The sequence below is a fragment of the Bacillus vallismortis genome (assembly GCF_004116955.1).
GTDB classification, from domain to species: Bacteria; Bacillota; Bacilli; order Bacillales; family Bacillaceae; genus Bacillus; species Bacillus vallismortis.
This window is the reverse complement of the sequence record NZ_CP026362.1, coordinates 929,752-955,197: the sequence shown is the minus strand read 5'-3', so window position 1 is coordinate 955,197 and position 25,446 is coordinate 929,752. Positions and strand designations below refer to the sequence as shown.

The 25,446-nt window shown below is 43.5% G+C and carries 25 protein-coding genes and 6 pseudogenes; 7 read left to right on the top strand and 24 right to left on the bottom strand.

The annotated features are described in order from the left end of the window. Positions 1-33: 33 nt before the first annotated feature. From lepA to gpr, 4 genes are all read right to left on the bottom strand, one after another. Positions 34-1,872 (bottom strand): translation elongation factor 4, encoded by a 1,839-nt coding sequence (lepA, locus tag BV11031_RS05175; protein ID WP_121642931.1) that lies wholly within the window; start codon positions 1,870-1,872, stop codon positions 34-36. Positions 1,873-2,005: 133 nt separating this feature from the next. Further along, the gene (locus BV11031_RS05170; protein ID WP_010330722.1) at positions 2,006-2,344 is read right to left on the bottom strand and encodes a YqxA family protein; all 339 of its coding nucleotides are present in this window, start codon (positions 2,342-2,344) and stop codon (positions 2,006-2,008) included. A 16-nt stretch (positions 2,345-2,360) separates the two neighbouring features. Next, positions 2,361-3,566, bottom strand: coding sequence for a spore autolysin SpoIIP (gene spoIIP, locus BV11031_RS05165; protein WP_121642932.1), 1,206 nt, complete (start codon positions 3,564-3,566; stop codon positions 2,361-2,363). A gap of 62 nt (positions 3,567-3,628) precedes the next feature. Beyond that, entirely contained in the window at positions 3,629-4,735 is a 1,107-nt protein-coding gene (gene gpr, locus BV11031_RS05160; protein WP_039074531.1) for a GPR endopeptidase, read from the bottom strand. Positions 4,736-4,938: 203 nt separating this feature from the next. Between gpr and rpsT the strand changes: the two genes are divergently transcribed. Then, positions 4,939-5,205: a 30S ribosomal protein S20 gene (rpsT, locus tag BV11031_RS05155; protein ID WP_010330723.1), complete on the top strand. Its 267-nt coding sequence runs from the start codon at positions 4,939-4,941 to the stop codon at positions 5,203-5,205. Between the two features lie 14 nt (positions 5,206-5,219). Here rpsT and holA read toward each other — a convergent pair whose 3' ends face one another. Next, positions 5,220-6,263 carry a DNA polymerase III subunit delta gene (holA, locus tag BV11031_RS05150; protein WP_010330724.1) on the bottom strand — a complete coding sequence of 348 codons (1,044 nt, stop codon included), beginning with the start codon at positions 6,261-6,263 and terminating at the stop codon, positions 5,220-5,222. A 39-nt stretch (positions 6,264-6,302) separates the two neighbouring features. Beyond that, positions 6,303-6,452, bottom strand: coding sequence for a hypothetical protein (locus BV11031_RS05145; RefSeq protein WP_121642933.1), 150 nt, complete (start codon positions 6,450-6,452; stop codon positions 6,303-6,305). Between the two features lie 40 nt (positions 6,453-6,492). Between BV11031_RS05145 and BV11031_RS05140 the strand changes: the two genes are divergently transcribed. Next, positions 6,493-6,627: a YqzM family protein gene (locus BV11031_RS05140; RefSeq protein WP_003229983.1), complete on the top strand. Its 135-nt coding sequence runs from the start codon at positions 6,493-6,495 to the stop codon at positions 6,625-6,627. Positions 6,628-6,667: 40 nt separating this feature from the next. Here BV11031_RS05140 and BV11031_RS05135 read toward each other — a convergent pair. The 3 genes and pseudogenes from BV11031_RS05135 to BV11031_RS05125 all read right to left on the bottom strand — a co-directional run bounded on the left by BV11031_RS05135 (position 6,668) and on the right by BV11031_RS05125 (position 10,254). Next, positions 6,668-8,997, bottom strand: a pseudogene (locus tag BV11031_RS05135) (DNA internalization-related competence protein ComEC/Rec2). A 3-nt stretch (positions 8,998-9,000) separates the two neighbouring features. After that, complete coding sequence (locus BV11031_RS05130; protein WP_010330726.1) at positions 9,001-9,570, bottom strand: ComE operon protein 2; 570 nt, start codon at positions 9,568-9,570, stop codon at positions 9,001-9,003. A 66-nt stretch (positions 9,571-9,636) separates the two neighbouring features. Beyond that, a complete protein-coding gene (locus tag BV11031_RS05125; protein ID WP_010330727.1) occupies positions 9,637-10,254 on the bottom strand; it encodes a helix-hairpin-helix domain-containing protein in 618 nt (205 codons plus the stop codon). A gap of 83 nt (positions 10,255-10,337) precedes the next feature. On the opposite strand from BV11031_RS05125, the gene comER reads away from it, so the two are divergent. Next, positions 10,338-11,159: a late competence protein ComER gene (gene comER, locus BV11031_RS05120; protein WP_010330728.1), complete on the top strand. Its 822-nt coding sequence runs from the start codon at positions 10,338-10,340 to the stop codon at positions 11,157-11,159. Positions 11,160-11,224: 65 nt separating this feature from the next. Here the strand turns inward: comER and BV11031_RS05115 are convergent, their stop codons facing one another. The 8 genes from BV11031_RS05115 to BV11031_RS05080 are packed head-to-tail and all read right to left on the bottom strand — an operon-like array spanning position 11,225 to position 16,237. After that, positions 11,225-11,968, bottom strand: a complete 744-nt coding sequence (locus BV11031_RS05115; protein ID WP_010330729.1) for a class I SAM-dependent DNA methyltransferase — start codon at positions 11,966-11,968, stop codon at positions 11,225-11,227. Beyond that, entirely contained in the window at positions 11,965-12,321 is a 357-nt protein-coding gene (gene rsfS / locus BV11031_RS05110; protein WP_010330730.1) for a ribosome silencing factor, read from the bottom strand. Before rsfS ends, BV11031_RS05115 begins: the two co-directional genes overlap by 4 nt. A 17-nt stretch (positions 12,322-12,338) precedes the next feature. Then, positions 12,339-12,899, bottom strand: a complete 561-nt coding sequence (gene yqeK, locus BV11031_RS05105; RefSeq protein WP_010330731.1) for a bis(5'-nucleosyl)-tetraphosphatase (symmetrical) YqeK — start codon at positions 12,897-12,899, stop codon at positions 12,339-12,341. Next, positions 12,889-13,458 (bottom strand): nicotinate-nucleotide adenylyltransferase, encoded by a 570-nt coding sequence (locus BV11031_RS05100; RefSeq protein WP_010330732.1) that lies wholly within the window; start codon positions 13,456-13,458, stop codon positions 12,889-12,891. Before BV11031_RS05100 ends, yqeK begins: the two co-directional genes overlap by 11 nt. Positions 13,459-13,469: 11 nt before the next feature. After that, on the bottom strand, positions 13,470-13,760 hold the full coding sequence (yhbY, locus tag BV11031_RS05095; protein ID WP_003226133.1) for a ribosome assembly RNA-binding protein YhbY: 291 nt from the start codon (positions 13,758-13,760) through the stop codon (positions 13,470-13,472). Then, on the bottom strand, positions 13,754-14,596 hold the full coding sequence (gene aroE, locus BV11031_RS05090) for a shikimate dehydrogenase (RefSeq protein WP_010330733.1): 843 nt from the start codon (positions 14,594-14,596) through the stop codon (positions 13,754-13,756). The genes yhbY and aroE overlap by 7 nt, the downstream gene beginning before the upstream one ends. A gap of 18 nt (positions 14,597-14,614) precedes the next feature. Beyond that, complete coding sequence (gene yqeH / locus BV11031_RS05085) at positions 14,615-15,715, bottom strand: ribosome biogenesis GTPase YqeH (RefSeq protein ID WP_010330734.1); 1,101 nt, start codon at positions 15,713-15,715, stop codon at positions 14,615-14,617. A gap of 3 nt (positions 15,716-15,718) precedes the next feature. Continuing rightward, on the bottom strand, positions 15,719-16,237 hold the full coding sequence (locus BV11031_RS05080; protein WP_003226126.1) for a YqeG family HAD IIIA-type phosphatase: 519 nt from the start codon (positions 16,235-16,237) through the stop codon (positions 15,719-15,721). A 356-nt stretch (positions 16,238-16,593) separates the two neighbouring features. Between BV11031_RS05080 and sda the strand changes: the two genes are divergently transcribed. Continuing rightward, a complete protein-coding gene (gene sda, locus BV11031_RS05075) occupies positions 16,594-16,734 on the top strand; it encodes a sporulation histidine kinase inhibitor Sda (protein ID WP_003226124.1) in 141 nt (46 codons plus the stop codon). A gap of 304 nt (positions 16,735-17,038) precedes the next feature. On the opposite strand, the gene BV11031_RS05070 is transcribed toward sda, so the two are convergent. Both BV11031_RS05070 and BV11031_RS05065 read right to left on the bottom strand, forming a co-directional pair. Next, entirely contained in the window at positions 17,039-17,770 is a 732-nt protein-coding gene (locus tag BV11031_RS05070) for an SGNH/GDSL hydrolase family protein (RefSeq protein WP_010330735.1), read from the bottom strand. A gap of 253 nt (positions 17,771-18,023) precedes the next feature. Then, a pseudogene (locus BV11031_RS05065) lies at positions 18,024-18,658 on the bottom strand (peptidoglycan recognition protein family protein); the annotation flags it as partial. A gap of 227 nt (positions 18,659-18,885) precedes the next feature. Between BV11031_RS05065 and BV11031_RS05060 the strand changes: the two are divergent. Continuing rightward, on the top strand, positions 18,886-19,512 hold the full coding sequence (locus BV11031_RS05060; RefSeq protein ID WP_010330736.1) for a TVP38/TMEM64 family protein: 627 nt from the start codon (positions 18,886-18,888) through the stop codon (positions 19,510-19,512). Positions 19,513-19,529: 17 nt separating this feature from the next. On the opposite strand, the gene gnd is transcribed toward BV11031_RS05060, so the two are convergent. After that, the gene (gnd, locus tag BV11031_RS05055; protein WP_010330737.1) at positions 19,530-20,423 is read right to left on the bottom strand and encodes a phosphogluconate dehydrogenase (NAD(+)-dependent, decarboxylating); all 894 of its coding nucleotides are present in this window, start codon (positions 20,421-20,423) and stop codon (positions 19,530-19,532) included. Positions 20,424-20,525: 102 nt separating this feature from the next. Here gnd and BV11031_RS05050 point away from each other — a divergent pair. Continuing rightward, positions 20,526-20,651: pseudogene (locus BV11031_RS05050) on the top strand (CysS/YqeB C-terminal domain-containing protein); the annotation flags it as partial. 35 nt (positions 20,652-20,686) lie between these two features. On the opposite strand, the pseudogene BV11031_RS05045 reads toward BV11031_RS05050, so the two are convergent. Then, positions 20,687-21,096: pseudogene (locus BV11031_RS05045) on the bottom strand (sporulation protein). 195 nt (positions 21,097-21,291) lie between these two features. On the opposite strand from BV11031_RS05045, the pseudogene BV11031_RS05040 reads away from it, so the two are divergent. Then, positions 21,292-21,642 (top strand): annotated as a pseudogene (locus BV11031_RS05040) (sigma-70 family RNA polymerase sigma factor); the annotation flags it as partial. Between the two features lie 27 nt (positions 21,643-21,669). On the opposite strand, the gene spoIVCA reads toward BV11031_RS05040, so the two are convergent. The 3 genes and pseudogenes from spoIVCA to BV11031_RS05020 form a co-directional block, all read right to left on the bottom strand. After that, positions 21,670-23,130, bottom strand: a complete 1,461-nt coding sequence (spoIVCA, locus tag BV11031_RS05035; protein ID WP_241210327.1) for a site-specific DNA recombinase SpoIVCA — start codon at positions 23,128-23,130, stop codon at positions 21,670-21,672. Further along, positions 23,088-23,266, bottom strand: a pseudogene (locus BV11031_RS22875) (hypothetical protein). Before BV11031_RS22875 ends, spoIVCA begins: the two are co-directional and overlap by 43 nt. 684 nt (positions 23,267-23,950) lie before the next feature. Next, a complete protein-coding gene (locus BV11031_RS05020) occupies positions 23,951-25,303 on the bottom strand; it encodes an IS1182 family transposase (RefSeq protein WP_010328610.1) in 1,353 nt (450 codons plus the stop codon). Positions 25,304-25,446: the final 143 nt, after the last annotated feature.

Sequence of the window (25,446 nt, the reverse complement as noted above, 5' to 3'; positions counted from 1 at the left end):
GAAAGAAGCCGCAGTACAAGACTGCGGCGGCTTCTATTGTTTTTTCGGACTGTCGTCCATTTTCAGAACTGCCATGAATGCCTCTTGCGGCACTTCAACTGAGCCGACCTGCTTCATTCGGCGTTTTCCTTCTTTTTGTTTTTCAAGAAGCTTCCGTTTACGGGAGATGTCCCCCCCGTAACACTTAGCCAATACGTTTTTACGCATCGCTTTAATCGTAGAGCGCGCTACGATTTTCTGGCCGATCGCCGCTTGAATCGGCACTTCAAAGTGCTGACGCGGAATGAGATCTTTCAGCTTCTCAACGATCACTTTTCCTCGTTCATACGCGTAATCACGGTGCACGATAAAGGAAAGGGCGTCGATTTTTTCTCCGTTCAGCATAATGTCCATTTTTACAAGCTTAGACGGTTTGTAGCCGATCAGTTCATAATCGAAGGACGCATAGCCTTTTGTGCTTGATTTCAGCTGGTCAAAAAACTCGTAAACAATTTCAGCCAGCGGCATATCATAGACAATACTGACTCGGTTTGCGTCTAAATATTGCATATCAATAAAGTTGCCGCGTTTTCCTTGGCAAAGCTCCATCACAGCACCGACAAAATCATTCGGCACCATCATTGTTGCTTTCACATAAGGCTCTTCTACCCGTTCAATCTTCTGCGGGTCCGGCATGTTGGACGGGTTGTCGACAACAACTTTTTCACCGTCTGTCATGTATACATCGTAGATAACACTAGGCGCTGTTGTAATCAAATCGATTTTAAACTCGCGCTCAATCCGCTCCTGTATGATCTCCATGTGGAGCATGCCTAAAAATCCGCATCGGAAACCGAATCCAAGCGCCTGTGATGTCTCCGCTTCATATTGAAGGGAGGAATCATTGAGCTCAAGCTTTTCAAGAGCTTCCCTTAAATCATTATATTTCGCTGTATCAATTGGATACAAACCGCAATATACCATCGGGTTGAGCTTGCGGTATCCCGGCAATGCTTCTTCTGCAGGGTTGGCAGCGCCCGTTATCGTATCACCGACACGAGTGTCGCCGACATTTTTGATTGAGGCAGTCAGGAAGCCTACATCACCGACTGTCAGTTCATTTGTCGGAGTCGCTTTCGGTGTGAACACACCGACTTCTGTTACTTCGAATTCTTTGCCGGTAGCCATCATTTTGACTTTTTGTCCCGGCTTTACCGTCCCTTCAACAACTCTGATATACGCCACGACACCCCGGTAGGCGTCATAAAGCGAGTCGAAGATGAGCGCTTTAAGCGGCGCCTCCGGATCTCCTGTCGGAGCGGGCACCTTTTCCACGACCTGTTCTAAAATCTCCTCAATCCCGATACCGGCTTTTGCTGAAGCAAGCACGGCTTCTGATGCGTCAAGGCCGATAACGTCCTCTACCTCTTGGCGCACGCGTTCAGGCTCTGCGCTCGGAAGATCGATTTTGTTAATGACTGGCAGAATTTCAAGATCATTGTCAAGCGCTAAGTAAACGTTGGCAAGCGTCTGCGCTTCAATTCCCTGCGCTGCATCCACGACAAGAATCGCTCCTTCGCAGGCAGCAAGGCTTCGGGATACTTCGTATGTGAAATCGACGTGTCCCGGCGTATCAATCAGATGAAAAATATATTCTTCTCCGTCTTTTGCTTTGTATTTAAGCTGAACAGAGTTTAACTTAATCGTTATGCCCCGTTCACGTTCAAGATCCATAGAATCGAGCAATTGTTCTTTCATTTCTCGTTGAGTGATTGCCGACGTTTTTTCTAAAATTCGATCCGCTAAGGTCGATTTTCCGTGGTCAATATGGGCAATGATAGAGAAATTCCTTATTCTCGACTGCCTCTCTAAACGCTTTTCTTTATCTGTCACAATCTATCACTCCTACTATTAAACGCAAAATACACTAGCTTAGATTATATCAATAGGATTGTAAAGATTCAATGTAAAACAAGAAAGAGAAAAGTTCCCTGTTCATCTTGGGCTGCTTTTCTCTTTCACACGCCTATTGAGTCATATCCCGTATCCATTCATACATCGACTGGGCGGTGTTGGTTACAGTGTTCGAAAGCGCTTTTCCAGCTTTAGAGAACATATTGAACGTTTCCACCTGTTCCAGCTCTCTTTGTTTTTCTTCTAAATCTTTCGCCGTGACTGTTTGTCCTAGGATCGAGGCTTCTTTTTCATTATTTTTTCCGTCGGTGAGCGTAAACGCCCCCTTAAGTGAAGGGTCTTGATAGCCTTTCATGCTCAACATCCCGTTATTGGCCTGCTGCATGCCAAACAGCACGCCTAAAAACATGATCGTGACAAGCAACAGGCATTTGCCAAAATAAGCAATCAATTAAACCACCTATTTCTTATTGTTTTTTCGTTTCACCGCTCTCCGCGTTGACTTTTTCAGCATCCCAGTACATTTCGCTGAATACGTCTGCGGCGGCGTCAGCCGAGCGCTGCAGTTCCTTGAGGTTATTATCTACTCCGCCAAATTCAAGCAGAAGCGCTCTATCGGTAAGATCTTGATTGTATACCCCATTATCGCCCGGCGAGCCTTTTGAAAAGACACCTGTGCTGAGTCCTGGGTATTTTTTCTCCATCAATTTATGAAGCTCGCTTGCAATTTTATAGTTTTCTTCGAAGTTTTTGCTTTTTTTGCCGACGACAAAGGCCACCCTCGCATAGCTTTTCCCTTTAATCGTTGCGGTCGTATCTTTTTTGCGCCGCGAGTCCCTATGGATGTCAATGATATATTGCAGACTTTTGTTTGATGCGAGCGCGTCTTTTACGACCGGCCTTGATTCATCATAGGATCTTGCATAGTTTAAGCCTTTTTTGTTCAGGTTCGCCTGTATATCGGTTTTATTTACTGTAGCTCCGATGCCCTGGGATTCAAGCGCTTTTCCGAACATATCTCCTACGAGGGTGACGTTGGCCTTGGAGTGGCGTGCCATGTCAGGGTCTGTCTCGCCTTTTAATAGAGGGAGATATGATTCCGTATTATGTGTGTGATAGATAAAGACCACCTTTTTATCACCTGTTGTTTGTTTCGGCGGATCTTTTTGCGCACGATCTGATTGTGTTTGCTGTTTTTCAATCTCAGCCAAATTCGCTTCTCTTTCTTCCTCCATTACCTTAGACGGCGGCGGCGATTCTGCAGGCATATTCGTATAATCCGTGCCTTGTCCAGCTAACAGAATCTCGGTATCGAATTGCGCGAATCCCGGCAGCTCCCGGCCGAGAAAGCTCCGCGGATCTTCAAGGTTTATGCTTGTTGCCAGCTTCAAAGAAAGACGTGAAAGATGAAATGAGCTGTCGGTTTGAGAAAGATCAGAAGCGAAATAATGGTTTTCCATCCGTAGCAAGTGTGCAAACACGTCACCCGGCAATTCCTCAGTAATCCCGTAAAAGGAGTCAGACGACGGCCTGAGTTCAGGCCGGAGAGACGTCAGCACACCGGATAGAACAAAAATCACGATAAGGCTTACGATAAATAGAAAGATGGCTTTTACCGCTTTCCCGCCATTTACCGCAACAACAATTTGTCTGTTTCTGCGTTTATTTCTCATTGAATCCCTCCAGCGCTTGTCTAGTAATTACTCTATGAACAAGCTAGAGGAAGTAGAACCGTTTAGTGATTGTAGGAGCCTTTGTTTTCTTGTGACACTTTTTCATGAAGCGCTGTGTTTAATCCGTTCGCCAGCACATTGGCCATATCGTCGATAAATGAATCAACTTCCTTCGGCGTAACCATTAAGTTGTGGCCTAAAGGTGAAAGCACCTCGTGAATGAGCTGCCGTTTTTCATCTTCTCCAAGCGTTCCGACAATCCCGAGGAACGATTGGCGCTGCTTTTGATCAGGAAGATCCTCTTCAGTGAGCACTTTCTTTTTCCCAAACGCCATGCCTGCCGGAACAAGCGATCTTGACGGCCTGTCATCTTTCATTTCTCTTCCAAAGTGTTTTAATATGTAGTCCACCGTATCGCTGGCAATCGTCACCGCGTCAACGACTGTCGGCACTCCGATTGCAATCACCGGTACGCCAAGCGTGTCTTTGCTTAAATCCTTTCGTTTATTCCCCACACCAGAACCCGGATGAATCCCTGTGTCAGATATTTGAATGGTTGTGTTAACCCTTTCCACCGCCCGTGCCGCCAGTGCATCAATGGCAATGACAAAATCAGGCTTCGATTCCTCAATCACCCCTTTAATAATGTCGCTTGTTTCGATTCCCGTAATCCCCATCACACCAGGTGCAAATGCGCTGACAGGCCTGTAGCCCTCCTGCACATTTTCCGGCTGAAGCTTAAACAAGTGCCTTGTGACCAATAAATTTTCTACAGCCATCGGTCCGAGCGCGTCAGGTGTCACGTTCCAGTTGCCGAGCCCGACGATCAAACAGCTCGCATCTTTTGAGATATGAAGGCTTTCAAGAAAAGCCGAAAATTCCTCCGCAAAAACAGCAGAGACCTTTTCCTGCATTTCCGAATCATTCTCTCTGATTCCTTGCGCCTCGAGCGTTAAATAGCGCCCTTCTTTTTTTCCTGAGAGCTCGGCGCCTTCCTTGGTAATATCAACAGTGCGGATTTTTATGCCGCCGCGATCACGTTCTTTTTCAATAAAACCTCTAATTTCTTTTGCCGGCACAGCCTTCTGATTGGCCATCGCTTCCTTCGTCTCAACTGCTAAATCGGTACGTATCAAATACTGGTTAACGTCCAGTTCACTCTTTTTCATACAGGGGCCTCCTTCACATTCAGTACCTATATTGTTGCCATTTGCTGAATGAATCATGCTAAAAAGAGATCCTTCAATGAAAAATACTTTACATTTATATTGCAATCTAAAGATGTGTTTGATAGAATACAATTTGTTCTATTGTGAAGAAGATTTAACCTTAAGACACTGTGCTACAGGTTGTATCTTAGGAGGTGAAACACGTGCCAAACATTAAATCAGCGATTAAACGTACAAAAACAAACAACGAACGCCGCGCTCATAACGCGACAATCAAATCTGCTATGCGTACTGCAATCAAACAAGTTGAAGCTTCTGTTGCAAACAACGAAGCTGACAAAGCGAAAACTGCTCTTACTGAAGCAGCTAAACGTATTGATAAAGCAGTGAAAACAGGTCTTGTACACAAAAACACCGGTGCTCGATACAAATCAAGACTGGCTAAAAAAGTGAACGGACTTTCTGCATAATATAAAAACGATCCTCAATAATGGGGATCGTTTTTTTCATTTCTTTTTAATAGCTGTAAAAGGAACAGTTCGAGCAGGAGCTGCTTGTCCTTTTTCCCTGTTTTCATTTCATAGTCCATGACGGCAAGCTGTTCAATAATTGACCGGAGCTCAGCTTCTGAAAAAAGCCTTGCTTGATCCATCGCCAGCTTTACCCGAAATGGGTGAACTTTTAAATTAGCAGCGATTTGCTTTTGTCCGTATCCTTGTTCCGCGAAGTACTTTGTTTGCAAAATCAGCCGGAACTGATTCGAAATGAGCGCCATGATTTTGATCGGTTCTTCATTTTGTTTGAGCAAATCATAAAAAATTTGCAGGCTCTCCGTGCGTTTCCGATTGACGATTTTATTAATCAGCTCAAATATATTTTGTTCAAGGCTTCTCGCTACAAGCATTTTCACATCATCCAGTGTAATTTCTTCACGATCTCCAATAAATATGCAGAGCTTTTGAATCTCCTGAAAAATCGAAGATAGATGTCCGTTCACTAGCAGAACCAAATGCTCCGCCGCTTCAGTGCCGATTGTTTTCTGCTCGGTTTTTGCAAGGTTAACCGTAAAGTCTGTCGTCTCCTTTGCGTTTAATTCCTTCGCCTCCATCATAAACGCGTGCTTCTTTAATGCTTTCGTCAGTTTTTTCCGCTCATCCAGCTTTTCATACGGAGCGAGCAGAACAAAGACCGTGTAAGGCGCAGGCGATTGTATATATGATTCAAGCGCGCTGACGTTATGCTCAATTTTTTCTTTTTTCTTTTCACCTGTTAAAAAATACGGATTTTTCACAATAACAAGACGCCGCTCACCCATAAACGGAAACGTTTCAGCATCTGCAATCGCTTGATCCAGCGACTCCTCTTCCAGATCAAAAACAGAAAGATTGAAATCCTTTGTCTCCTGGTCAATGACCGTCTGTCTAATTCTGCTGACAGTTTCTTGCAGCAAATACGCCTCTTTTCCGTATAAACAATAAACCGGATGGACATCTCCTTTTTTCAGGCTTTTCCACACATCAAATACCATTGTTGTACGACTTCCTCTCTTTCATCATCCCCTTCTATCCTAAATTGAGTTTGGAAAATAGTAAAGAGGAAGCCTGACTGCTGCTTCCCCATTTATATTAAACGCCTGTTCGCAAGCCCCCGGGACAGCTTGTAAAAAGGCGATAATCACCAGAACAAAAAACGTTACCTTAGCTTCTAGATTTTTCAAAACGATTCCATTATACTTAAAGCAGTCAGGAGGGATTGAATTGAATGATTTTGAAAAAAACGTTCAAAGCAAACGAAATGATGCTGTCGATTCAGCTGTTGGTTTTGTTGTGTCCTTCGGATTTTTCGCCTTCTTGTTTGTCATGGCAACGGTTATTCACCTGGTTGGTTCATAACAGCGACTGCCCGGGCTGCTGATTTCTCGGCAGTCTTTTTTTAGTTCGTCTCTGTTATTCTGATGTATCATATGGAGGATAGACAGAAAAGGTTCCAACTCTGTTCTGATATCTGTATTGGATCGTTCCGTTTTGATCGGTGCGCAGCACGCGGATGGAATGTTTCTGTAATAGTTGCAGAACTTCTTGATGGGGGTGATGGTACCGATTGTTTTCTCCCGCTGAGATAAGAGCCGTTTCCGGCTGAAGCTGTTTGATGAATTCTTCCCCGGTAGAGCTTTTGCTTCCATGATGCCCAACCTTTAACACGTCTGCTTTTAGATTCGGAAACATGCGCATAACCTCCTGCTCCCCTTCTTTCTCCAAATCACCAGTCAAGATCCAGCTCACACCGCCCGTTTTCATCCACAAAACGAGAGAAGAATTATTTTTGCTTGCCGGATCAGGTGCGTCCGGTGATAGCACATGAAACTGTAAATCCTTTATGTGCAATACATCGCCTCGCTTCACTTCTTCAATTGCCACTCCCTCTTCTCTGGCAGCCTGGAGCACTTTCTCGTCTTTAGGTTCAGAAACGAATCCTTTCGGAATCACGAGACGCTTCACTTTATGATGCTTCAGCAGAGTCTCCGCCTCCCCGATATGATCTTGGTCAGCATGCGTCAGTATCAAAGCGTCAAGCTGTTTGATTCCCTTAGCGGTTAAGAACGGAATCAGCACCTTTTCCCCGAGTGAAAACGGATGCTGTTTCTCCCGCCATGGCTCTGATAAGTAAGACAACGTGCCGCCAGTATCAATTAAAACACGGCCTTGCTGATACGGGGCACCGATATACATGCTGTCACCCTGCCCGATATCAATCATATCGACCTCTCCTTCAGAACTAAAACGCGGATAAATAAAAAGAAGGCAGAGCACCGCGCAGCAAATGCCCCCATCAATCATCAGCTGTGAAAAGGAGCGTTTTTCAATTGCCATAAGCAATGCGATGATCGCGGCCGTGAACAAAAAGAGCAAAACAGGGGCGGGACGTGCAATGATAATTGTAAATACATCAATATCTGCTATTCTTGTGATCAGCTTGTTGATCCAGCTCATCAGGAAATCAAACCCGCTGAAGAACAACCGGCCAGCCGAAGCGGAAAGGCTTAATAAAAAAACACCTGCTATAGCTCCTGGCAAAACACAGAATGTATAAATGGGAACAAGCACCATGTTCATCAGTACGCTAATCATAGAAAACTGCTGAAAATGATACAGAAGAATGGGAAGTGAACCCAGCTGAGCGATCAGTGATACCATTGTCATCTGACCTAGGGAGGTTTTAACATGCTGAAAAATAGAAGAGGAAAGCACTAAAGAAAAACTGACGGCGAATGACAGCTGAAAACCGGCTTCAAAGAGATGGTAAGGATTGAAGAGCAGGAGGGTGATGTATGAAAGGCAGATTGCACCAGCAGCATGTACACGCCATTTAACAAGACTTCCAGCTAAGTAAATTCCCGACATTAGCGCGGCGCGAAGCACTGAAGGAGCAGCGCCAGTCAACATCACATAGAGCGGCAATAATACCAGCAACAGGATTGCTGCCTTTTCTCTGGTTATTCCAACACGGATCATGATATAAAACAAGCCGGCTGTCAAAATGCCGACGTGCAGTCCTGAAATCGCCAAGAGATGGACAACGCCAAGCTTTTGATACGCGTTAAGCACCCCGTCTTCCACGTAAAATCTGTCACCTACTATAAGAGCTTGTACGATTCCTGCCGAAGCAGGAGGCAGCAGGCTGTTAGTGAATGACACGATATCTTTTCTTAAACCGAGCAGTTTATAACTGAAATTAGCAGGTTCGCTGCAATTTTGAATAGATGCAATAGAATAGTTCCAGTGAATATGCTGCCGGTAAAGATATTCGTTATAATCAAATGCGCCCGGCACAGTTGCGTGTTTAGGTTCTTCCAGTGTGCCAGTCCATTCACATGCCATTCCCGGCTCTATATTTGACAGCTGATCTTTTTCACCGGCAGACTGAATGCGATACGAAGCGGCCCATTTTTCGCCATCAGGCGTCTTAACTATCATGGACATACGGTCGCCGTCAATTTTAGGAATGCTGTCAATGACTGCCTTGACTTGATAGGTTCCCCGCTGATATAAAGAAACATTTTGGGAATCTGTGACGGCATACAATGCAAAAAACAATATAAAAGAGAAGAAAGAAACAAATATGAGAAAAGCGTGTCTCGTTTTGATGAGGATGATAAGGAGAAAGAGGAAGAAAAGAAATACAGCGGAGAAATAAGCGGCGGCAGTGATTCCAGCCGTTGCTGAAGCTGCCGCCAAAGGCAATATTAAGCGCGAGCTACGCATTCATCACACATAGCTCGTGAAAAGTGTATTGGCTTGTTCATGTATTTTCTTCAAATCTTCCTCTGCAAGACCGGCATCCGCCAGTTTCTCTAAAAGACCAGCTACAAATGAAAGCTTTTCCCTGTTTTTCAAATCAACGATCATTTCATCGAGTTCAACCTGTTCAACGGTGACACCCGCCTGTTCAAATAATTCCTGCGCGTAAGGATTCGTTTTGTAATCCTCAGCAAAATAAACTGTTTTAATACCCGCTTGAATGATAGATTTACAGCATTGAATGCACGGATAATGCGTCACATAAATCTCCGCTCCATCTGTCGGCACCCCGAACTTAGAACATTGAAGAATCGCATTCATTTCAGCGTGAATCGTTCTTGCGCAATGATCATCTATCATCAGGCAGCCTTCGTCTGCGCAGTGCACGCCGCCAGCGATTGACCCATTATAGCCTCCGGCAATCATGCGTTTGTCTCTGACTATAGTAGCGCCGACAGACAATCTCGGGCAAGTGCTGCGCAACGCCAGTAAATGGCTTTGAGCCATAAAGTATTGATTCCATGAAATTCGTTCCACGTTGTTCCCTCCAAATGTTGTGTTGCCTAGCCTTTAGTTTACCTATCATGATGCATGACCGTCAAATCACTTTACTGTAATGGAAGACTTTATTTTATCAAACGACTTCTCACCGATTCCCGACACCTTCGTGATCTCTTCAATTGTCTGGAAACGCCCGTTTTCTTCACGGTATGCGATAATAGCTTCAGCTTTTGATGGTCCCACCCCTGGGATGCCTTGTAATTCCTCTAAGGTTGCTGTATTGATATTTACCAGTGCTTCTTTCCCGCCGCCGCTTCTCACATCGTCTCCGGACACTTGCCGCCCCGATTCCTCCTCTCCCTTTTTCGGAATATACACCACTGTCCCGTCCTGCAGCAGCTCCGCCAAGTTAACTTGCATCTCATCTGCTTGTTCACTGGCCCCGCCCGCTTTCTCAATTGCCTGAGATACTCTGTCCCCTGTTTGCATCTCATAAACGCCGGGATGCTGGACAGCCCCTTTTATATCAATCACAATGGTATCGTCTGAATCGTCTTTTACGGCCTCCTGCTTTACCTCCGGATTTTCTGTCTCAGTTGATACAGCCTGCTTTACCGGCTCTTTGTTTTCCCTGCTGGCCAAGAAGAAAATAACCGCTATGAAAGCAGCCGCAAAAGCCGCTAAAATGATTGCTTTTTTATGCTGGATCAACCAATTCATCGTGCATGTTCCCCGCTTTCGTCATAATTTATTTTCATCACACATATGGTTTAGAGGATAATAGCTCAAAGGAGGGGAAATCAGTGAAGATTGGTTTTATCGGCACAGGAAATATGGGGACGATCCTTATAGAATCATTTATTGAATCAAAAGCAGCCGATCCCTCAAACATCACAATCACAAACCGCACAATTGAAAAAGCGTTACACATAAAAAACCGCTACAGCAGCATAAATGTAACAGAAAGTCTAGAAAAGCTTGTTTCTGAAAACGAGATGATTTTTATTTGTGTGAAGCCGCTTGACATATATCCTTTACTAGCAAGGGCGGTGCCTTATGTCAGAAAGGACCATATTCTTATTTCAATTACAAGCCCCGTTCAAACTGAACAGCTCGAGCAATATGTGCCATGCCAAGTGGCGCGAGTGATCCCAAGTATTACGAACAGAGCGCTGGCCGGCGTTTCTCTCGTCACTTTCGGCACAAGCTGCGGAGAAGCTGCAAAAGCGAAAGTCAATGAGCTGATGAAGCATATCTCCCATCCGCTGCAAATTGAAAGTGACATTACAAGGGTAGCATCAGATATCGTAAGCTGCGGACCCGCTTTTATGAGCTATCTGATTCAGCGGTTTATAGATGCTGCCGTATCGGAAACATCGGTATCCAAACAGGACGCCATTCTGATGTGTAAGGAAATGCTTGTCGGAATGGGAAAACTGTTAGAAACGGAATTGTACACCCTGCCCGCGTTGCAGGAAAAGGTTTGCGTTAAAGGCGGTGTGACAGGAGAAGGCATTAAAGCGCTGGAAAGCGGTGTGCAGGATATGTTTCACCGGGTATTCCAAAATACTCATATGAAGTATGAGGAGGACATTTCCGCAGTGAAGAAGCAGTTCCATGTGTAGACGAGTGTCTCATACATTTGTCTGTCCTGCAAAGGAATAAAAAAGCATTTTAAAAAACCATCGTCTTAGGAAACGATGGTTTTTGATTTCTGCGCCTTGAAGAATAGGCGTTCTGATTGTGCAGTTGGCTCTGCATCCGTAAAATCAGCTGTCACGCGGTGAAGCTGAAAGCCGCAGTTCTCGAGCATTTCTTTGTATTCATCAACCGGGAATGTTCTTTGCTCGTGCGTCTCATCAAAGCGGTCATACGCTTCTCCGTTCCACACAAAAAACGACATATCGTGGATGACAGAAAGCTCTTCACTTCCGGAAAAGCTCTGCCAAATATAGCTGATATCTTCGTCCTGGTCAGCAAATGTGCTATCCGGAAAGACTTCACCAACTTTATATGATGAATGAACATCAAACAGCAACATGCCTTCAGGCTTCAACACCCGAAATACACTTTTGAAGGTTTCAATGACATCATTTTTCGTTTTTAAATAATTTAATGAGTCACAACATATCGCAACAGCGTCAAACTGGCCGTCAAAACCGGTCATCTCTCTCATATCCTGCTGAAGAAAAAGAATCGGCTGGTTACTGGAGACCTTTTGCTGGGCGTAAGCAAGCATTTCCTCACTGAGATCGATCCCCGTGACCTCGAAGCCCTTTTCGGCAAGCCGGATTGAGATCTCTCCTGTGCCGCATGCCAAATCGAGGATACGGCCTTTTTCCGGGAGAGATGCTTCAATCCACTTTGTCCATTGATCGTAAGGTGCGTGCGACATTAACTCGTCATACACGCTTGCAAAGCCTTGATAAATCATTGGTTCATTCCAAGCTCAAGATCTGCGAGCGGAGCGTCTCCCCACAGTTTTTCCAGATTGTAATAACTTCTTTCATCCTTGTGGAAGACATGGACAATCACATCACCAAGGTCAACGAGCACCCATCTTGCTTCATCGAAGCCTTCCATCTTTTTGATTTGAATGTCGTTTTCTTCAGCCTGATCCTTGATTTCACGAGCAATCGCCTGCACCTGTTTATCTGAATTCCCGTGGCAGATCAGAAAGTAATCTGCAACCAGAGATATGCCTTCCATATCCAGTGCTAAAATATCTTCTGCGCGTTTATCATCGCAAGCTACAGCTGCGATCTTTAGAATGGACTTTTGGTTCATTCACAAATTCCTCCTGTTCAGTTACCAGACACAAGCCAGTTATACGTTGAGAATGTGTCCGGAAAAACCGGTTGATTTTTTTTCATAAGAAACATCATTGTATTTTTAATGGATTGAATGAGCGCTTGATTCAAATCTGTCTCAGCAAGCTTACGCACCTCATCGACACCGGGAAATGCCCGGTTGGGCTCAATGTAATCGGCAACGTAAATCACTTTTTCCAAAAGTGTCATGCCGGGCCGACCAGAAGTATGATACCTGATGGCGTCAAGAATGTCTTCGTCTTGAATCCCCGCTTCTCTTTGGGCCAAATAAGCGCCAACCGGAGCGTGCCACAGCTCCGGATTATGATCCAATAAATATGAAGGCATTTTTTCCCTGGCGATAATCTGTTTCATTTCTTCTTTCGGGCGGAATTTGGCATAGTCATGAAAGATAGCGGCTGTTTCCGCTTTTTTAAGGTCGGCTCCAAATCGCTCCGCAAGTTCGATCGCCGTGTTCATCACGCCCAGCGTGTGGATATATCGGTGTTCGGTCAATTGCTGCTTGACGCAGGCAAGTGCCTCCTCACGATTCATATAAACCATTCTCCTCTACATACTTCTTCACTTTATCAGGGATTAAGTAGTCAGTGGGCTTCCTGCTTTTAAACCGTTCCCTTATCATAGTTGATGATACCTCAAATTCCGGAACGTCTGCAAAGAGAAGCGGATAAGGGGTTTCAATATGAAAACCGGGGCGCTTTACTCCAATAAATTGAATGAGGTTCAGCAGTTCGTCCAGCTTATACCATTTCGGCAAATATTCAATCATATCAGCACCGATAATAAAGAACAGCTGATCATTCGGATAACGCTGCTTCAGTAAAGAAACAGTATCAAACGTATAGGAAGGCCCTTCTCTTTCCATTTCAGCCAGCTCCAGCTTAAAGGACGGATTGGACTGAATCGCAAGCTTCAGCATTTCCACACGATGAAAGCTGTCCGTATAGTTTTCGTCCTGCTTATGCGGCGGAATTTGATTGGGCATAAACCAAATTTCATCAAGCCCCGCCTGGTACAGCACCTCATTCGCCATTAAGAGGTGACCGTTATGCGGAGGGTCAAACGTGCCTCCGAAAATTCCGATTTTCTTCATTTCAACCACCTTTAAGGAAGCTCGATTTGTTTGTTTTCCTTTGATTCCTTATATAACACAATCGTATTGCCGATTGTTTGCACCAATTGAGATCGGCTTCCTTTTACAAGAGCTTCCGCCACATCGTTTTTATCCTCTTCACAATTCTGAAGAACACTGACTTTAATGAGCTCTCTTGCTTCAAGCGCCTCGGCGATTTGTTTAATCATGTTGTCGTTTACCCCGCCTTTTCCCACTTGAAAAATCGGCGTTAAATGATGTGCTTTTGAACGTAAAAAACGTTTTTGTTTACCTGTTAACATTCTGTTCCTCCTAATTTTCCTATAACAATCGATCTCATTTTTTCAATATCAGGCTCTTTTCCAGTCCACAATTGGAAAGACAATGCTGCCTGTTCTACAAACATGCCCACTCCATCTAGCGTCTTCAGGCCATTTTGGTTTGCTTCTTTTAAAAGGGCCGTCTGAATTGGATTATACACGATATCGCATACGACGGCACAGCTTGCTGCATGCTGCAATGAAAGCGGCGCATCTTCCACGTTCGGATACATGCCCACAGACGTTGTATGGATGATTACATCATACTGCTCAAGCCGCTTTTCTGCTTCTGTCATGCTTAACACTTCTTTATTGTGAAATGAGGGAGCGGATTCTGTAAGCTGCTTTGCTTTTTCTAGCGTCCGGTTGCAAATGTCAAACTTTTTCGGTATATCACGGGCGATTGTTGTAAAGATGGCTCTTGCCGCTCCGCCCGCGCCGATCATTAAGAATGACAGCTCAGAGATGGGCTTGTCCAATACCTTCATTAATGACTTGACAAAGCCTTCCCCGTCGGTATTGTATCCGACAAGCTTGTCTCCCTCTCTCCTCACCGTGTTTACGGCACCAATCACTTTAGCACTCTCGTCAATATGATCCAAATAATTCATAATGGATACCTTATGCGGCACAGTAACATTGATGCCCTGTACGCCGAGTGCTCTTATTCCTTTTACCGCATCTTCAAGATCATTCTCTTCTACTTTGAAGGCATGATAATATCCGTCTAAACCGAGATCTTTCAACGATGCGTTATGAATATCAGGTGACATGGAATGGCCAATCGGATTTCCGATAACCCCGTACAGCTTTTTCATGCTCCTCTCCCCTTTTCATTAAATTAATGAGCGCCGAACAAACACGTGCACGCCTTTTGGCGCGTAAGCAGTTACTTTTTTATCAGCGTCATGCACCGTTACCCAGCCTAACCCAGAGAACACGATATCTGTCTTTTTGTCTTTTATCGTAAACGTATGAGCGACCAATTCCGGAAACTCACCCATTTCATCTTTTCCCGGAGGCGTGAGCAATTCCCCTGCATGCTTTTCATAAAGCGCGTCTGCATTTTCTAATTTTGTTCTATGAATCATCAGCTCATTTGGCATATAGCAAATAAAAGGAGCCCTTTCTCCAGACACGTAATCGAACCTTGCAAGCCCGCCGAAATACAGTGTTTGCTGATCGTTAAGCTGGAATGTGCGAGGCTTCAGCTCCTTTTTAGGAGATAGTATTTTCAAGTCCTTTTTATTGACATAATGCGCCATTTGGTGATGGTTGATAATTCCCGGTGTATCATAAAGCGCTGAGCCGTCGTCCAGCGGGATTTCAATCGCATCAAGGGTTGTACCCGGAAATTGGGAAGTCGTAATAATATCTTCTTCACCTGATACTTCTTTAATAATCCGGTTAATAAAGGTTGACTTTCCTACATTGGTACACCCGACAACATAGACGTCTTTATCGTTGCGATAGTGCTCAATCGCATCAATGACTTCTCTGATCCCCTGGCCGCGTCCCGCACTGACTAAAAATACGTCAACCGGTTTTAAGCCAAGCTCTTTCGCTTCACGCTTCATCCACTGGATCAGACGCTCTCTTTTCAATGACTTGGGCAAAATATCGGCTTTATTGCCGACCAATAAGACAGGGTTCCCCCCTACCAAGCGCTGCAGCCCATTGATCCAGCTGCCGTTAAAATCAAAAATATCAACAATTTTAACAACGAGAGAATCCGTTTCCCCTATACCGTGAAGAATGTTTAAGAAATCATCATCCGTTAAGGAAACATCTTGTATTTCATTATAATTTTTCAGTCTGAAGCAGCGCTGGCAAATGACATTTTCTTTCGTAAGCGATGCCGGCGGCGCGTATCCCAGACCTGATTTGTCCTCGGTTTGGATTGTTACTCCGCAGCCGATACAAACAACCTTATCCATTTCTTACTCCTCCCACTGAATATGCCCTTTTCGTTTGAGAGCACTCAGTATTCTGCGTTCGACCTGGCGGTTAAAGCGCGTAATGAACCCGTCAGAGGAAGCAACAGGCACGACCAAAATCGTATGGTAGCCGTTACGGTTTCCCCCGAGCACATCGGTCAAAAGCTGGTCTCCAATGACCACGCAGTCTTCTTTTTTCAGTTCCATATTGCGCACCGCTCTGTTAAAGGCTTTGCCCATCGGTTTTCTCGCTTTATAGATGAATGGAATTCCAAGCGGTTCTGAAAAAAGTTTTACTCTTCTTTCATTATTATTAGAGACAATCGTCACTTTAATGCCGTGCTCCTTCATTTCTTCAAACCACTCGATCAAACGCGGCGTCGCGTTCGGCCTGTCCCACTCAACAAGCGTATTATCCAGGTCAGTAATGATTCCTTTTACATTTCGTTCTTTTAATTTCTCAGGTGTAATATGAAAAATATTTTTTACAAACTCGTCAGGTAAAAAAAACTTTTTTAACAAAACCTGCACCCTTCCCTTTTCTCTTTAAATGATTGTCGAAAAAAATCGAACTTGTGCCGAAAGAAAAACTGAGCAAAAAAATTTCGACAAAAATTGGGTTTCTTCACCAGGTGTGGATAAAATTACACACACTATCCACTCTTATTACATCACTCTTTAGACAAATTATAAACACGATACTCACAAGTTATCCACTTTTTGGTGTGGATAACAGAACGATTGTTCTTATATGCATTTCATGGTAGATTAAAGGTAACTTCAGCCTCAGATATGCGCAACGTATCAATATATGCGTTACATTCATGAATGATTCCAACTTTTAAGGAGGTGACTCTCCCATTAATTGGGTTCCAAGCATGAGAAAACTGTCTGATGAATTACTAATAGAATCTTATTTCAAAGCCACTGAAATGAATTTAAACCGTGACTTTATCGAGTTAATTGAAAACGAAATAAAAAGAAGATCGCTCGGACATATTATTTCCGTATCTTCTTAATAGGAACTTGTCTATTTTTTCCGGGCGTATTTCCTTTTTTTACTCAGATGACTGATATTATATCACTTCGGTTGCGGGCTTTACTACTGTTTTCAGCAAAAAACACCCCTAAAAAGAGGTGTTTTCAAGGGACGGTAGCTATGCTAACCAATATATGCCGCCCACAACCAGAAGAACAACAACTAAAACAACGATAAAAGCATATCCATATGCCCTGCCTGCGCCATACATTGAAGCGCCTCCTTACATAAGATTTATAACAGCCTATGTAGGAGAAATAAAACGGCTTAGGCCGTTGTCCGGCTCAGTACTTCAAAACCTGCCCATCTTGTATTCCTTCATATACAATCCTTGCTCCTTTAGGTGTCATATGATTGCCTGAAGGATCTATCAGGCCCGATTGGATAAGCGCTTCATCCGTTGCTTTTCCGCCATCTGCTTCTACAAAATGCTTCCAGTTGTCTACAAGAGGGACATCCATGCGCTTCGACACATCCCTTGTTATATCGTTGTATGAGTTGTGCCATTTTCTAGCCCCGCCTTTCGGTTCAAATACAGCTGCTTTATATCTCGAATAGTAAAACAAATGGTGCTTTCCGTTCCCTTCAATAATTGGGATACATGTCATTAGGATTGGCTTGATCCCGTGCTCTCTGCTTTCTTCAATAAAATAAACCAGATTTTCTCTAAAACGCAGCTTCGATACCCTCGGTTTTCCCTCAGTCAGTATCGCGGCGTCATTTGTGCCGAACATAATGAACACATACTTCGGTTTTTGATCCAGCACATCTGCCTGAAACCGCAGTCGGGCATCCTCAGTCGTCTGTCCGCCAATTCCCGCGTTGCGTATATCAAGCTTTCCGCGTTCAGCCGTTTTTAACATATTGACCCACTGCTGTGCTTTTGGATAATCGCGATAGTCCCAATTAGAGCCTCGCGTATTGCTGTCACCAAATGCTACAACGTCTTCGTATCCCTCCCCCTCGCATCCAGCTGTAACGAACAGTAGAAGGAAAAGGATAAAAAAATGTTTCATCTTTACACCCCCACAAGCCTCACCACTATGTTATACCTCTGTTCCCCCTCGTTCAACGAAGAGTTTCTCGTTCTTCCTGTATTTTTCTTACTGTTAACGTGTCCCCCTCAGTAAAAATCATTCTATTTTCATTGAGGCACGGCCGATGATTCTTTTAAAAATTCCCTTCTTCTCACTCGAAAAAACACCAAATCACACAGAAAAAACATAACCTGAATCCGCCTTGGAAACAGGTTATCCCGTACCCCTGCATTCACTTTACCTTCGATTTAAGCTTGGCCTTTGTTTGGGGTCCATAGATGCCAGCCGCAGTTAATCCGTTCATCAGCTGAAAACGCTTGACGGCATTTGCGGTTTTCGGTCCGTAAACTCCGTCAATTCCGTTATTTTTGGCGCCCTTGTCAGGATAGAATAGAAAGGTGAAGTAAGTTTTATCATCCCCGACGGCAGCGGATATGATGGAGATGTCTGTTGGGGCGTATCGGCGGAAGTAATTCCATCTTAAAAAGAACTCCCGACATCCAAGAGTTTGCGCGGACATTCTTTCCCGGACCATTTTTGTAGGGAACGACATGGTTCAGCGGAATATTGATTTCTTTCATTCGTTTTCTGATCATTCACTGGGCATTTCAGTTGTTTGCTCAAAATCGCCGTCAGCATTTTCGCAAATTTCATTTCCTATTAATGTGAGCGGTTCCCTGTCCCATTTGTGCCATCACCAGCATGCCAGCCGTTTTCATCTATCGGGAAATGCAGATAAATGACTGAATCTTCACCTGTAAAATGCCAGCTGACAGATATGCTTGGTTTTTTCACGTAAATGACGTGTTTTTTCGCAGCTGCCCCGTCGGCTGTATTTGCTGTATTATGCACCGTAATGTAAGCAGGATATGCCGGAATAATCCTTTTTTAGCCTAGTCATTTCTATCCCTCCCTACTATATAAAGAATGGAGAAAACAGAGAGATGGACAGCCTATTTTACAAGATAGAAAAGAATGGGTTTCCAACCCGGATATCAATTTCAATTGGACCGCTGACATGACACCAGTTATACTAACTCTAGATGACGGAGATTTCAGCTCCTGACATCACCGTAGTTGGGAGTGACACATACATGTTAAAAAAGATACTGGGTATCATCGTCATTTTGACGGTCATTGCAGTCGGTTTTTTTCAGAAAGAGGCTTGGCTTGATGCGATCAAAGCAGGAGGGATGTTTTCTGTTTTATTCAGTATGCTGCTGATTGCTGCCGATGTCTTTTTCCCTATTGTGCCGTTTGCTTTGGTAGCCGCTTTAAATGGAGCTGTGTTCGGAATGGCAAATGGAATCTGGATTACACTGAGCGGCTCAATGCTTGGTACAATCATGCTGTTTTTTCTCGCCAGGTACAGCCTTAGAGATTGGGCCAGAAAAAAAGTTCAGGCCTATCCTGCCATCCAAAGCTACGAGGCTTCTTTCAACAAGAATGCTTTTGCCGCTGTTTTATTAGGAAGGCTCATCCCGGTTATTCCTTCCCTTGTTATGAACGTGATATGCGGGCTGAGTCAGGTTCGCTGGCATGTTTTTTTCTTCGCGTCTCTCATAGGAAAAATCCCGAATATTGTCGTTGTTACCATTGCAGGTGCCAATTTCGCGAGCAATAAATTGCTGTCTTTCAGCATTTACGGAGCCTACATTCTCATCATCATGCTGATCGTTTATAAAAAGTTTCCTCACCTGCTGAACGTGCAAAAAAAATAAGGAGGCGTGTGCGCCCCCTACTTTTTTTCTGTCGCATGGCCTCCGAATTCATTTCGAAGCGCCGCGACAACCTTTCCTGTAAACGTATCGTCTGTTAAAGAACGGTATCTCATCAATAGCGACATGGCGATTACCGGCGTTGCTGTTTGCAGATCAAGCGCTGTTTCCACCGTCCATTTTCCTTCACCTGAGGAATGCATGATACCTTTGATCTGATCCAGCTTCGCATCTTTAGAGAAAGCCCGCTCAGTCAGCCCCATAAGCCAAGATCGAATGACAGAGCCATGATTCCACACCCTGGCGACCTTTTCATAGTCAAAATCAAATTGGCTGTTTTCAAGCACTTCGAATCCTTCACCGATCGCAGCCATCATTCCGTACTCAATGCCATTATGAATCATTTTCAGAAAATGTCCGCTTCCCGCTTCACCAGCGTAAAGATAGCCATTTTCGACGGCAGCATCCCGAAACAGCGGCTCAGCAGCCTCCCATGCTTCTGGGTCGCCTCCCACCATAAAACAGGCTCCGTGGCGTGCGCCTTCCATTCCGCCTGACGTTCCGGCGTCGAGATAATGGATACCCGCTTCTTTCAGTTGATTGTAACGGCGAATCGATTCTTTATAATGAGAATTTCCGGCTTCAATGATGATATCGCCTTGGCTTAATAAAGGTGTCACATCACGCAAAACAGCATCGACAACGCCATGCGGCACCATAACCCATAGTATACGCGGCGTATCTAATGAAGAAATCAACTCGTTTAGATTGGTTGTCCCTTCAGCCCCATAGGCTTTCAATTCATCAACAGCCGATTGATTTACATCATACCCAACTGCTTGATGTTTGCGGTCAATCAATTGTTTTCCTATGTTGATGCCCATTTTTCCCAGCCCGATTAATCCGATTTTCATGTCAATTCCTCCTGGTTGTCTAAAAAGCCTTTACTTTTTATGTTCCCAGTGAACTGAATTGTGATACGCATAAACACAAATGAAGTCAAAAAGGGTTTGACTGATGTGGAAGAATTCCGGCTTGAACTTGCACAGCTGGGCATCGTTGTTCGAGACGAAGGCACACGCCAGTATTGGCGAAAAGCAGGAACCTATCCTCCGAACCTTCAGCATCGCGAAGGTTCATAACAACAGAGGCTCAGGAAAGAGCCTCTATTCCTTTATTACTGCACAATAAACAGCACTCTGGTGCCGTCAGGATAACCGCTCATTTGATTCCCTACCCATGAGCCGGCCCCGCGATTATCAGAAGGCGTCACATATCGGACATCTGCCCCCGCGCCGCCCTCCTCACAAACCGCCATCAGCCACTCATCCCGGTCTTAGCCCGGCTTCGTCGGAATTCCTTTTAATGACTCCTGCCGTCTTTTGTCCGCTCCACCCTTGTCGATGGTGCAAATATCAGAATGTCCCTCTGCAATCGCATCTCTAATATGATCCCCTGTTTCAGAATAACGAGACAGCGGAAAGTCAACACTTTGTCGAACATACAAGCGCCTTGGATCTGCTGCGGAACCATAAAACAAAGAAGCACTGCCGCAGCAAGAAACAGGCCTGCCATCCACTTTTTCATTCCCATCCTACACATTTTTTGTACATTTCCATGTATGGGAGTCTGATAAAAATTATTTTTAAAATTTGAAATTCGTCTATTGCTCACAAAAGCCAAGCCCCCCTGCGAGAAATTTCCCTGTACAGACACAGACAGCCTTATGCCCACATACATTTACATATAGGCTTTTGCCTACATACTTTTGTGGAGGTGACGATGGTGACAGGTGTTTTCGCAGCGCTCGGCTTTGTTGTTAAAGAGCTTGTCTTTTTAGTATCTTACGTGAAAAACAATGCCTTTCCACAACCGCTCTCAAGCAGCGAGGAAAAAAAATACTTAGAGCTCATGGCTAAAGGGGATGAACATGCCAGGAACATGCTGATAGAGCATAATCTTCGCTTGGTCGCCCATATTGTAAAAAAATTCGAAAATACAGGTGAGGATGCAGAGGACTTAATCTCCATCGGAACAATCGGGCTGATCAAAGGAATTGAAAGCTATTCCGCCGGAAAAGGGACAAAGCTGGCGACGTATGCCGCGCGGTGTATTGAGAACGAGATTGTAATTACAAAAGGGGGGTGCATACACCCCTCTTTAATACGTTTCAATATATACGGTGTCAGAATCCACAACGGTAACTTCTTTCACGATAAAGTTAACAATTGTTTTTTTATCTTCAAGAGTTAAGTTATCTGCACCGATTGATTGAAAATAATCAATGGCTCTCTTTAGAGCATTTTCACTTGAGCTTGTATCATCTAATACTTTCATTTTTGATTGAATTTCGTTACACTTTTCAGTAAGCTGATTTTGCTTTTTTTGCAGTTCAATAATTTGTGCTTTGATTTCATCTATGTCTAAATCATCGTCATCGCTTAGGCTGATTAGCGTTAAAAGACGCTTGCGGCCTTTTTTTGTTTTCTCTATCTCTTTTTGAATAAGTTCTAATTCATCAGACAGGTGATTTGATTGTTCAATCTCTTTAAAAGAAGCATATTTTTGAGGATTGGTGATGAATTTAAAAATCTCACCCCATACATGCCGGTTTAATTTATTCTCAGACATTTCTTTTCCGCAACCGCGGTCCTTTGCTCCAGAATAATTTTTCCGGCAAGTATACACATAGTAGTCTTTACCGTGTGATTTTCTTTTCTTCCCTGTCATGGTATTTCCACATTTCCCGCATCTAACCAAACCCGATAACAAGTAGTTGTGAGGGCTGATACTCAAGTGTTTTCTTTTACTTTGACCTAAGAGTTCTTGAGCATAATCCCATTGTTCCGCTGGAATAATCGCTGGAATTGCAACAGTGATTTGCTCCTCTTCAGGTCTTATTTTAATAATAGATTTGTTTCCTGCCTGTTTTGATACATAGGAACCCTCTGTATCATATTTATACTGCTTATGTTCACCCTTATAAGAAGAGTTCATTAATATCTGTCGAACAACCTGCCTGTGCCATACTTTGGCGCCTTTTTTTGTTTTAACCCCCATCTGGGTTAAATGTAGAGCAATACCGTTTACTCTGCCGAAAAAAGGACTTTTATGATCGGTGAAATAGTTGAAAATCATCCGAATGATTTTTGCTTCCTCTTCTAATATCTCAAGAGTTCTTTTCTCTTTAACAAATTTATAGCCATATAGTTTGGAATCTTTAATAATCATGCCTTTTTTCATTTTTTGAAGTCGGCCGCTTGATGTCCGTTCTTTGATTTTGGCTTTTTCAAATTCTGAGATTGCTCCACGCATAGCGAAAAATAATTGACCTTCAGGAGAATTGGCGTACTCACCATTTACAAAAATCAAGGGTATGTTTCGCTTTCGCAGTTCATCATCAATGATAAGCTGATTCATTAATTTCCGAGAAAGACGGTCAGGATCGTAGCAGATGACTTGACTTATAAGTCCCTTGCTTGCATCCTCCCTCAAGCGATTCAAAGCCGGACGTTCTAAAAGTTCTCCAGAAAATCCTTCATCGGCATACTTCAGTACATCCTTAGTCCCTGCTTTCTTTATGCAGGCCTCGATCTGGCTGTCGATGCTCGATCCCTTGATCGCTTGTTCCTCTGTCGATACCCTTACATATATTGCTATCACCCTTAATCTCCTTCCTATAAAGTTTTATTAAATAATGATAGCAATCGTTAATGCATTTGTCAGCTTGCGGTCCTTCGATGATTATTACCTTCATAAAAATGCATCACCCCTTGGGTAATGCTATGTAGCAAGTGTTTGTCCTAATGAGATCATTTTCAATGAGTATGAAAACATTATAAAAAAACAATAGTTTGAAACCATCGGTTTTTATCCGACATTTACTAATGCCTAAGTCCCCAATAAAGAGTTTTTTTAACTAGGCAAATAAAATGCCACTGGTGCAATGTCTGTTAGAGTAGCCAAAAAATACATTCAGTGACTTTCTGCCAACAGAACCGACCAGTTGGTTCATACTTGTAATTTATTATAAAATTCCTGAATATATTTGTTCAATGAGGCGGTGATCACCATGAATAAACTGAAACTAACAAGAATTTTAATCATCTCTTTATCAAAAAAACAATTAAAAGAATTTTTGATTTTCGAAATGATCATAGGGTCGACAGCATATTGGATTTTTAAATATAAAAATAATGTTTTTTACGAATGCATCGGGTTAGCCGGAAGTATTCTATGTCCTTTCCTTTTAAAAAAAGTAATTTCTAAAAATAAATTTGGATTCAAAAAAAATCGGATTATCACGATTAGATAAAAAAGATACCAAGGGGTATCTTCAGCTTGTAGAGAAAACGACGTTTTTTCTACAAGCTTTTTTGTTTTTTGCTGTTTCCTTAGTTATTCAGCGGATTTCAAAAACTCAAAAAGAGCTCCCACATACCTAGCCCTGCTTGGCTAGGTATGTGGCAATCTTCTTCATGTTCTGGCATGCGGCTGTGAGGAGAACTTGTTCACTCACATTCCGTTTTCCCCTCAACCTGCAATAGCGAAGCCCATGCAGCTGTTTTGAATCTGCAAAGCTTCGCTCTATTTTTTCTTTTCTTTTTTTATAGAGGGTTTTTCCTGAAACAGATAAACGATTTTGTCTGACCTTTTCTTTATGGTCCTCCCATACATGCCGGGTGATGATCTTCTGGCGGTTCTTTGATCTTGTGCATTGCGCAAGCAATGGGCATGCGGAACAGGTTTCAGGATTTGATTTATATGACCTGTAGCCTTTTCGGTCAGTTGTTGAGTATGTAAGTACCTGCTGGTTCGGGCAAATGTAACTGTCTTGTTCACTGTCATAATGAAACTTCCATTTTGGAAACAAGCCTCTAGTAGGGTGATATCGTCTATGGGCAATAACGCCAAAAATATGGCGGTCGGCTAACCCTTTACAGATCGGAGTCGTTAAATAACCAGAATCAAGAGCGACGGCTTCTACTTCAAAATGAAATCGTGCAATTTGGTGATCTAATCGGTCAAGATAAGGCACAGAATCATGGACATTTCCAGGCGTAACATAGGCGTCGGTGATAATGTTATGTTTCATATCCGTTGTTCGGTGATCTAAGTAAAAGAAACCCTCCGGTTTGTTTTCACGATACATATATCCACTTTCCGGATCAGTGGTACTGTGGCGGATCTCTTTTTCAGCTTTCACCTCCTCTTTGGCCGGTAATGGCTTTTTTCCGTGCTCCTCCCGATCTTCTTGAATGGCTTCATTTAAATCTTTGATATAGTTTTGTGTATCCTGTTCAATCGTTTTTCTTGTGTATTTGTGCTTGTTGGCATTGGCTTTCAGATGAGTTGAATCGGTGAATAGGACACGTCCACCCACCATGTCATGATTGATGGCCTGAAGAACGATCTCATCAAAAATGTCTTGGAAAATCGTTGTATCTTTAAAGCGTGTGCGTCTGTTCCAGCTGATGGTGGAGTGGTGCGGAACTGGGTCATTGATATTCAGGCCCAAAAACCATCTGTACGCCATATTGTAGTAAATTTCTTTTTCAAGCTGTCTTTCTGAACGGATACCGTAGAGGTAGCCGATAAACATCATTTTGAATAAAATCAGCGGGTCGAGTGAGGGGCGGCCTTTGTTTTCGCTGTAGTAAGGCTTAACCTTTTCAATGATAAAAGAGAAGTCTATGTGTTTATCAATTTTTCGAAGCAAATGATCCTCTTCGACGAGTTGGTCAAGCAGAACAAATTCGGCTGCGTTTTGAGAAGAATTTCTTGTGTAGAACATGAGAAAGACACCGTCCTTTTTAGTCTTTCTTTTATTTTATTACAGAAGAATGGATATTTTAAGGAAAAATAAAGGCTGTCGAGATTTTCTCGACAGCCTGAAGATACCAAGGGGTATCTTTTAAATTCAGGGTTATTCATTTT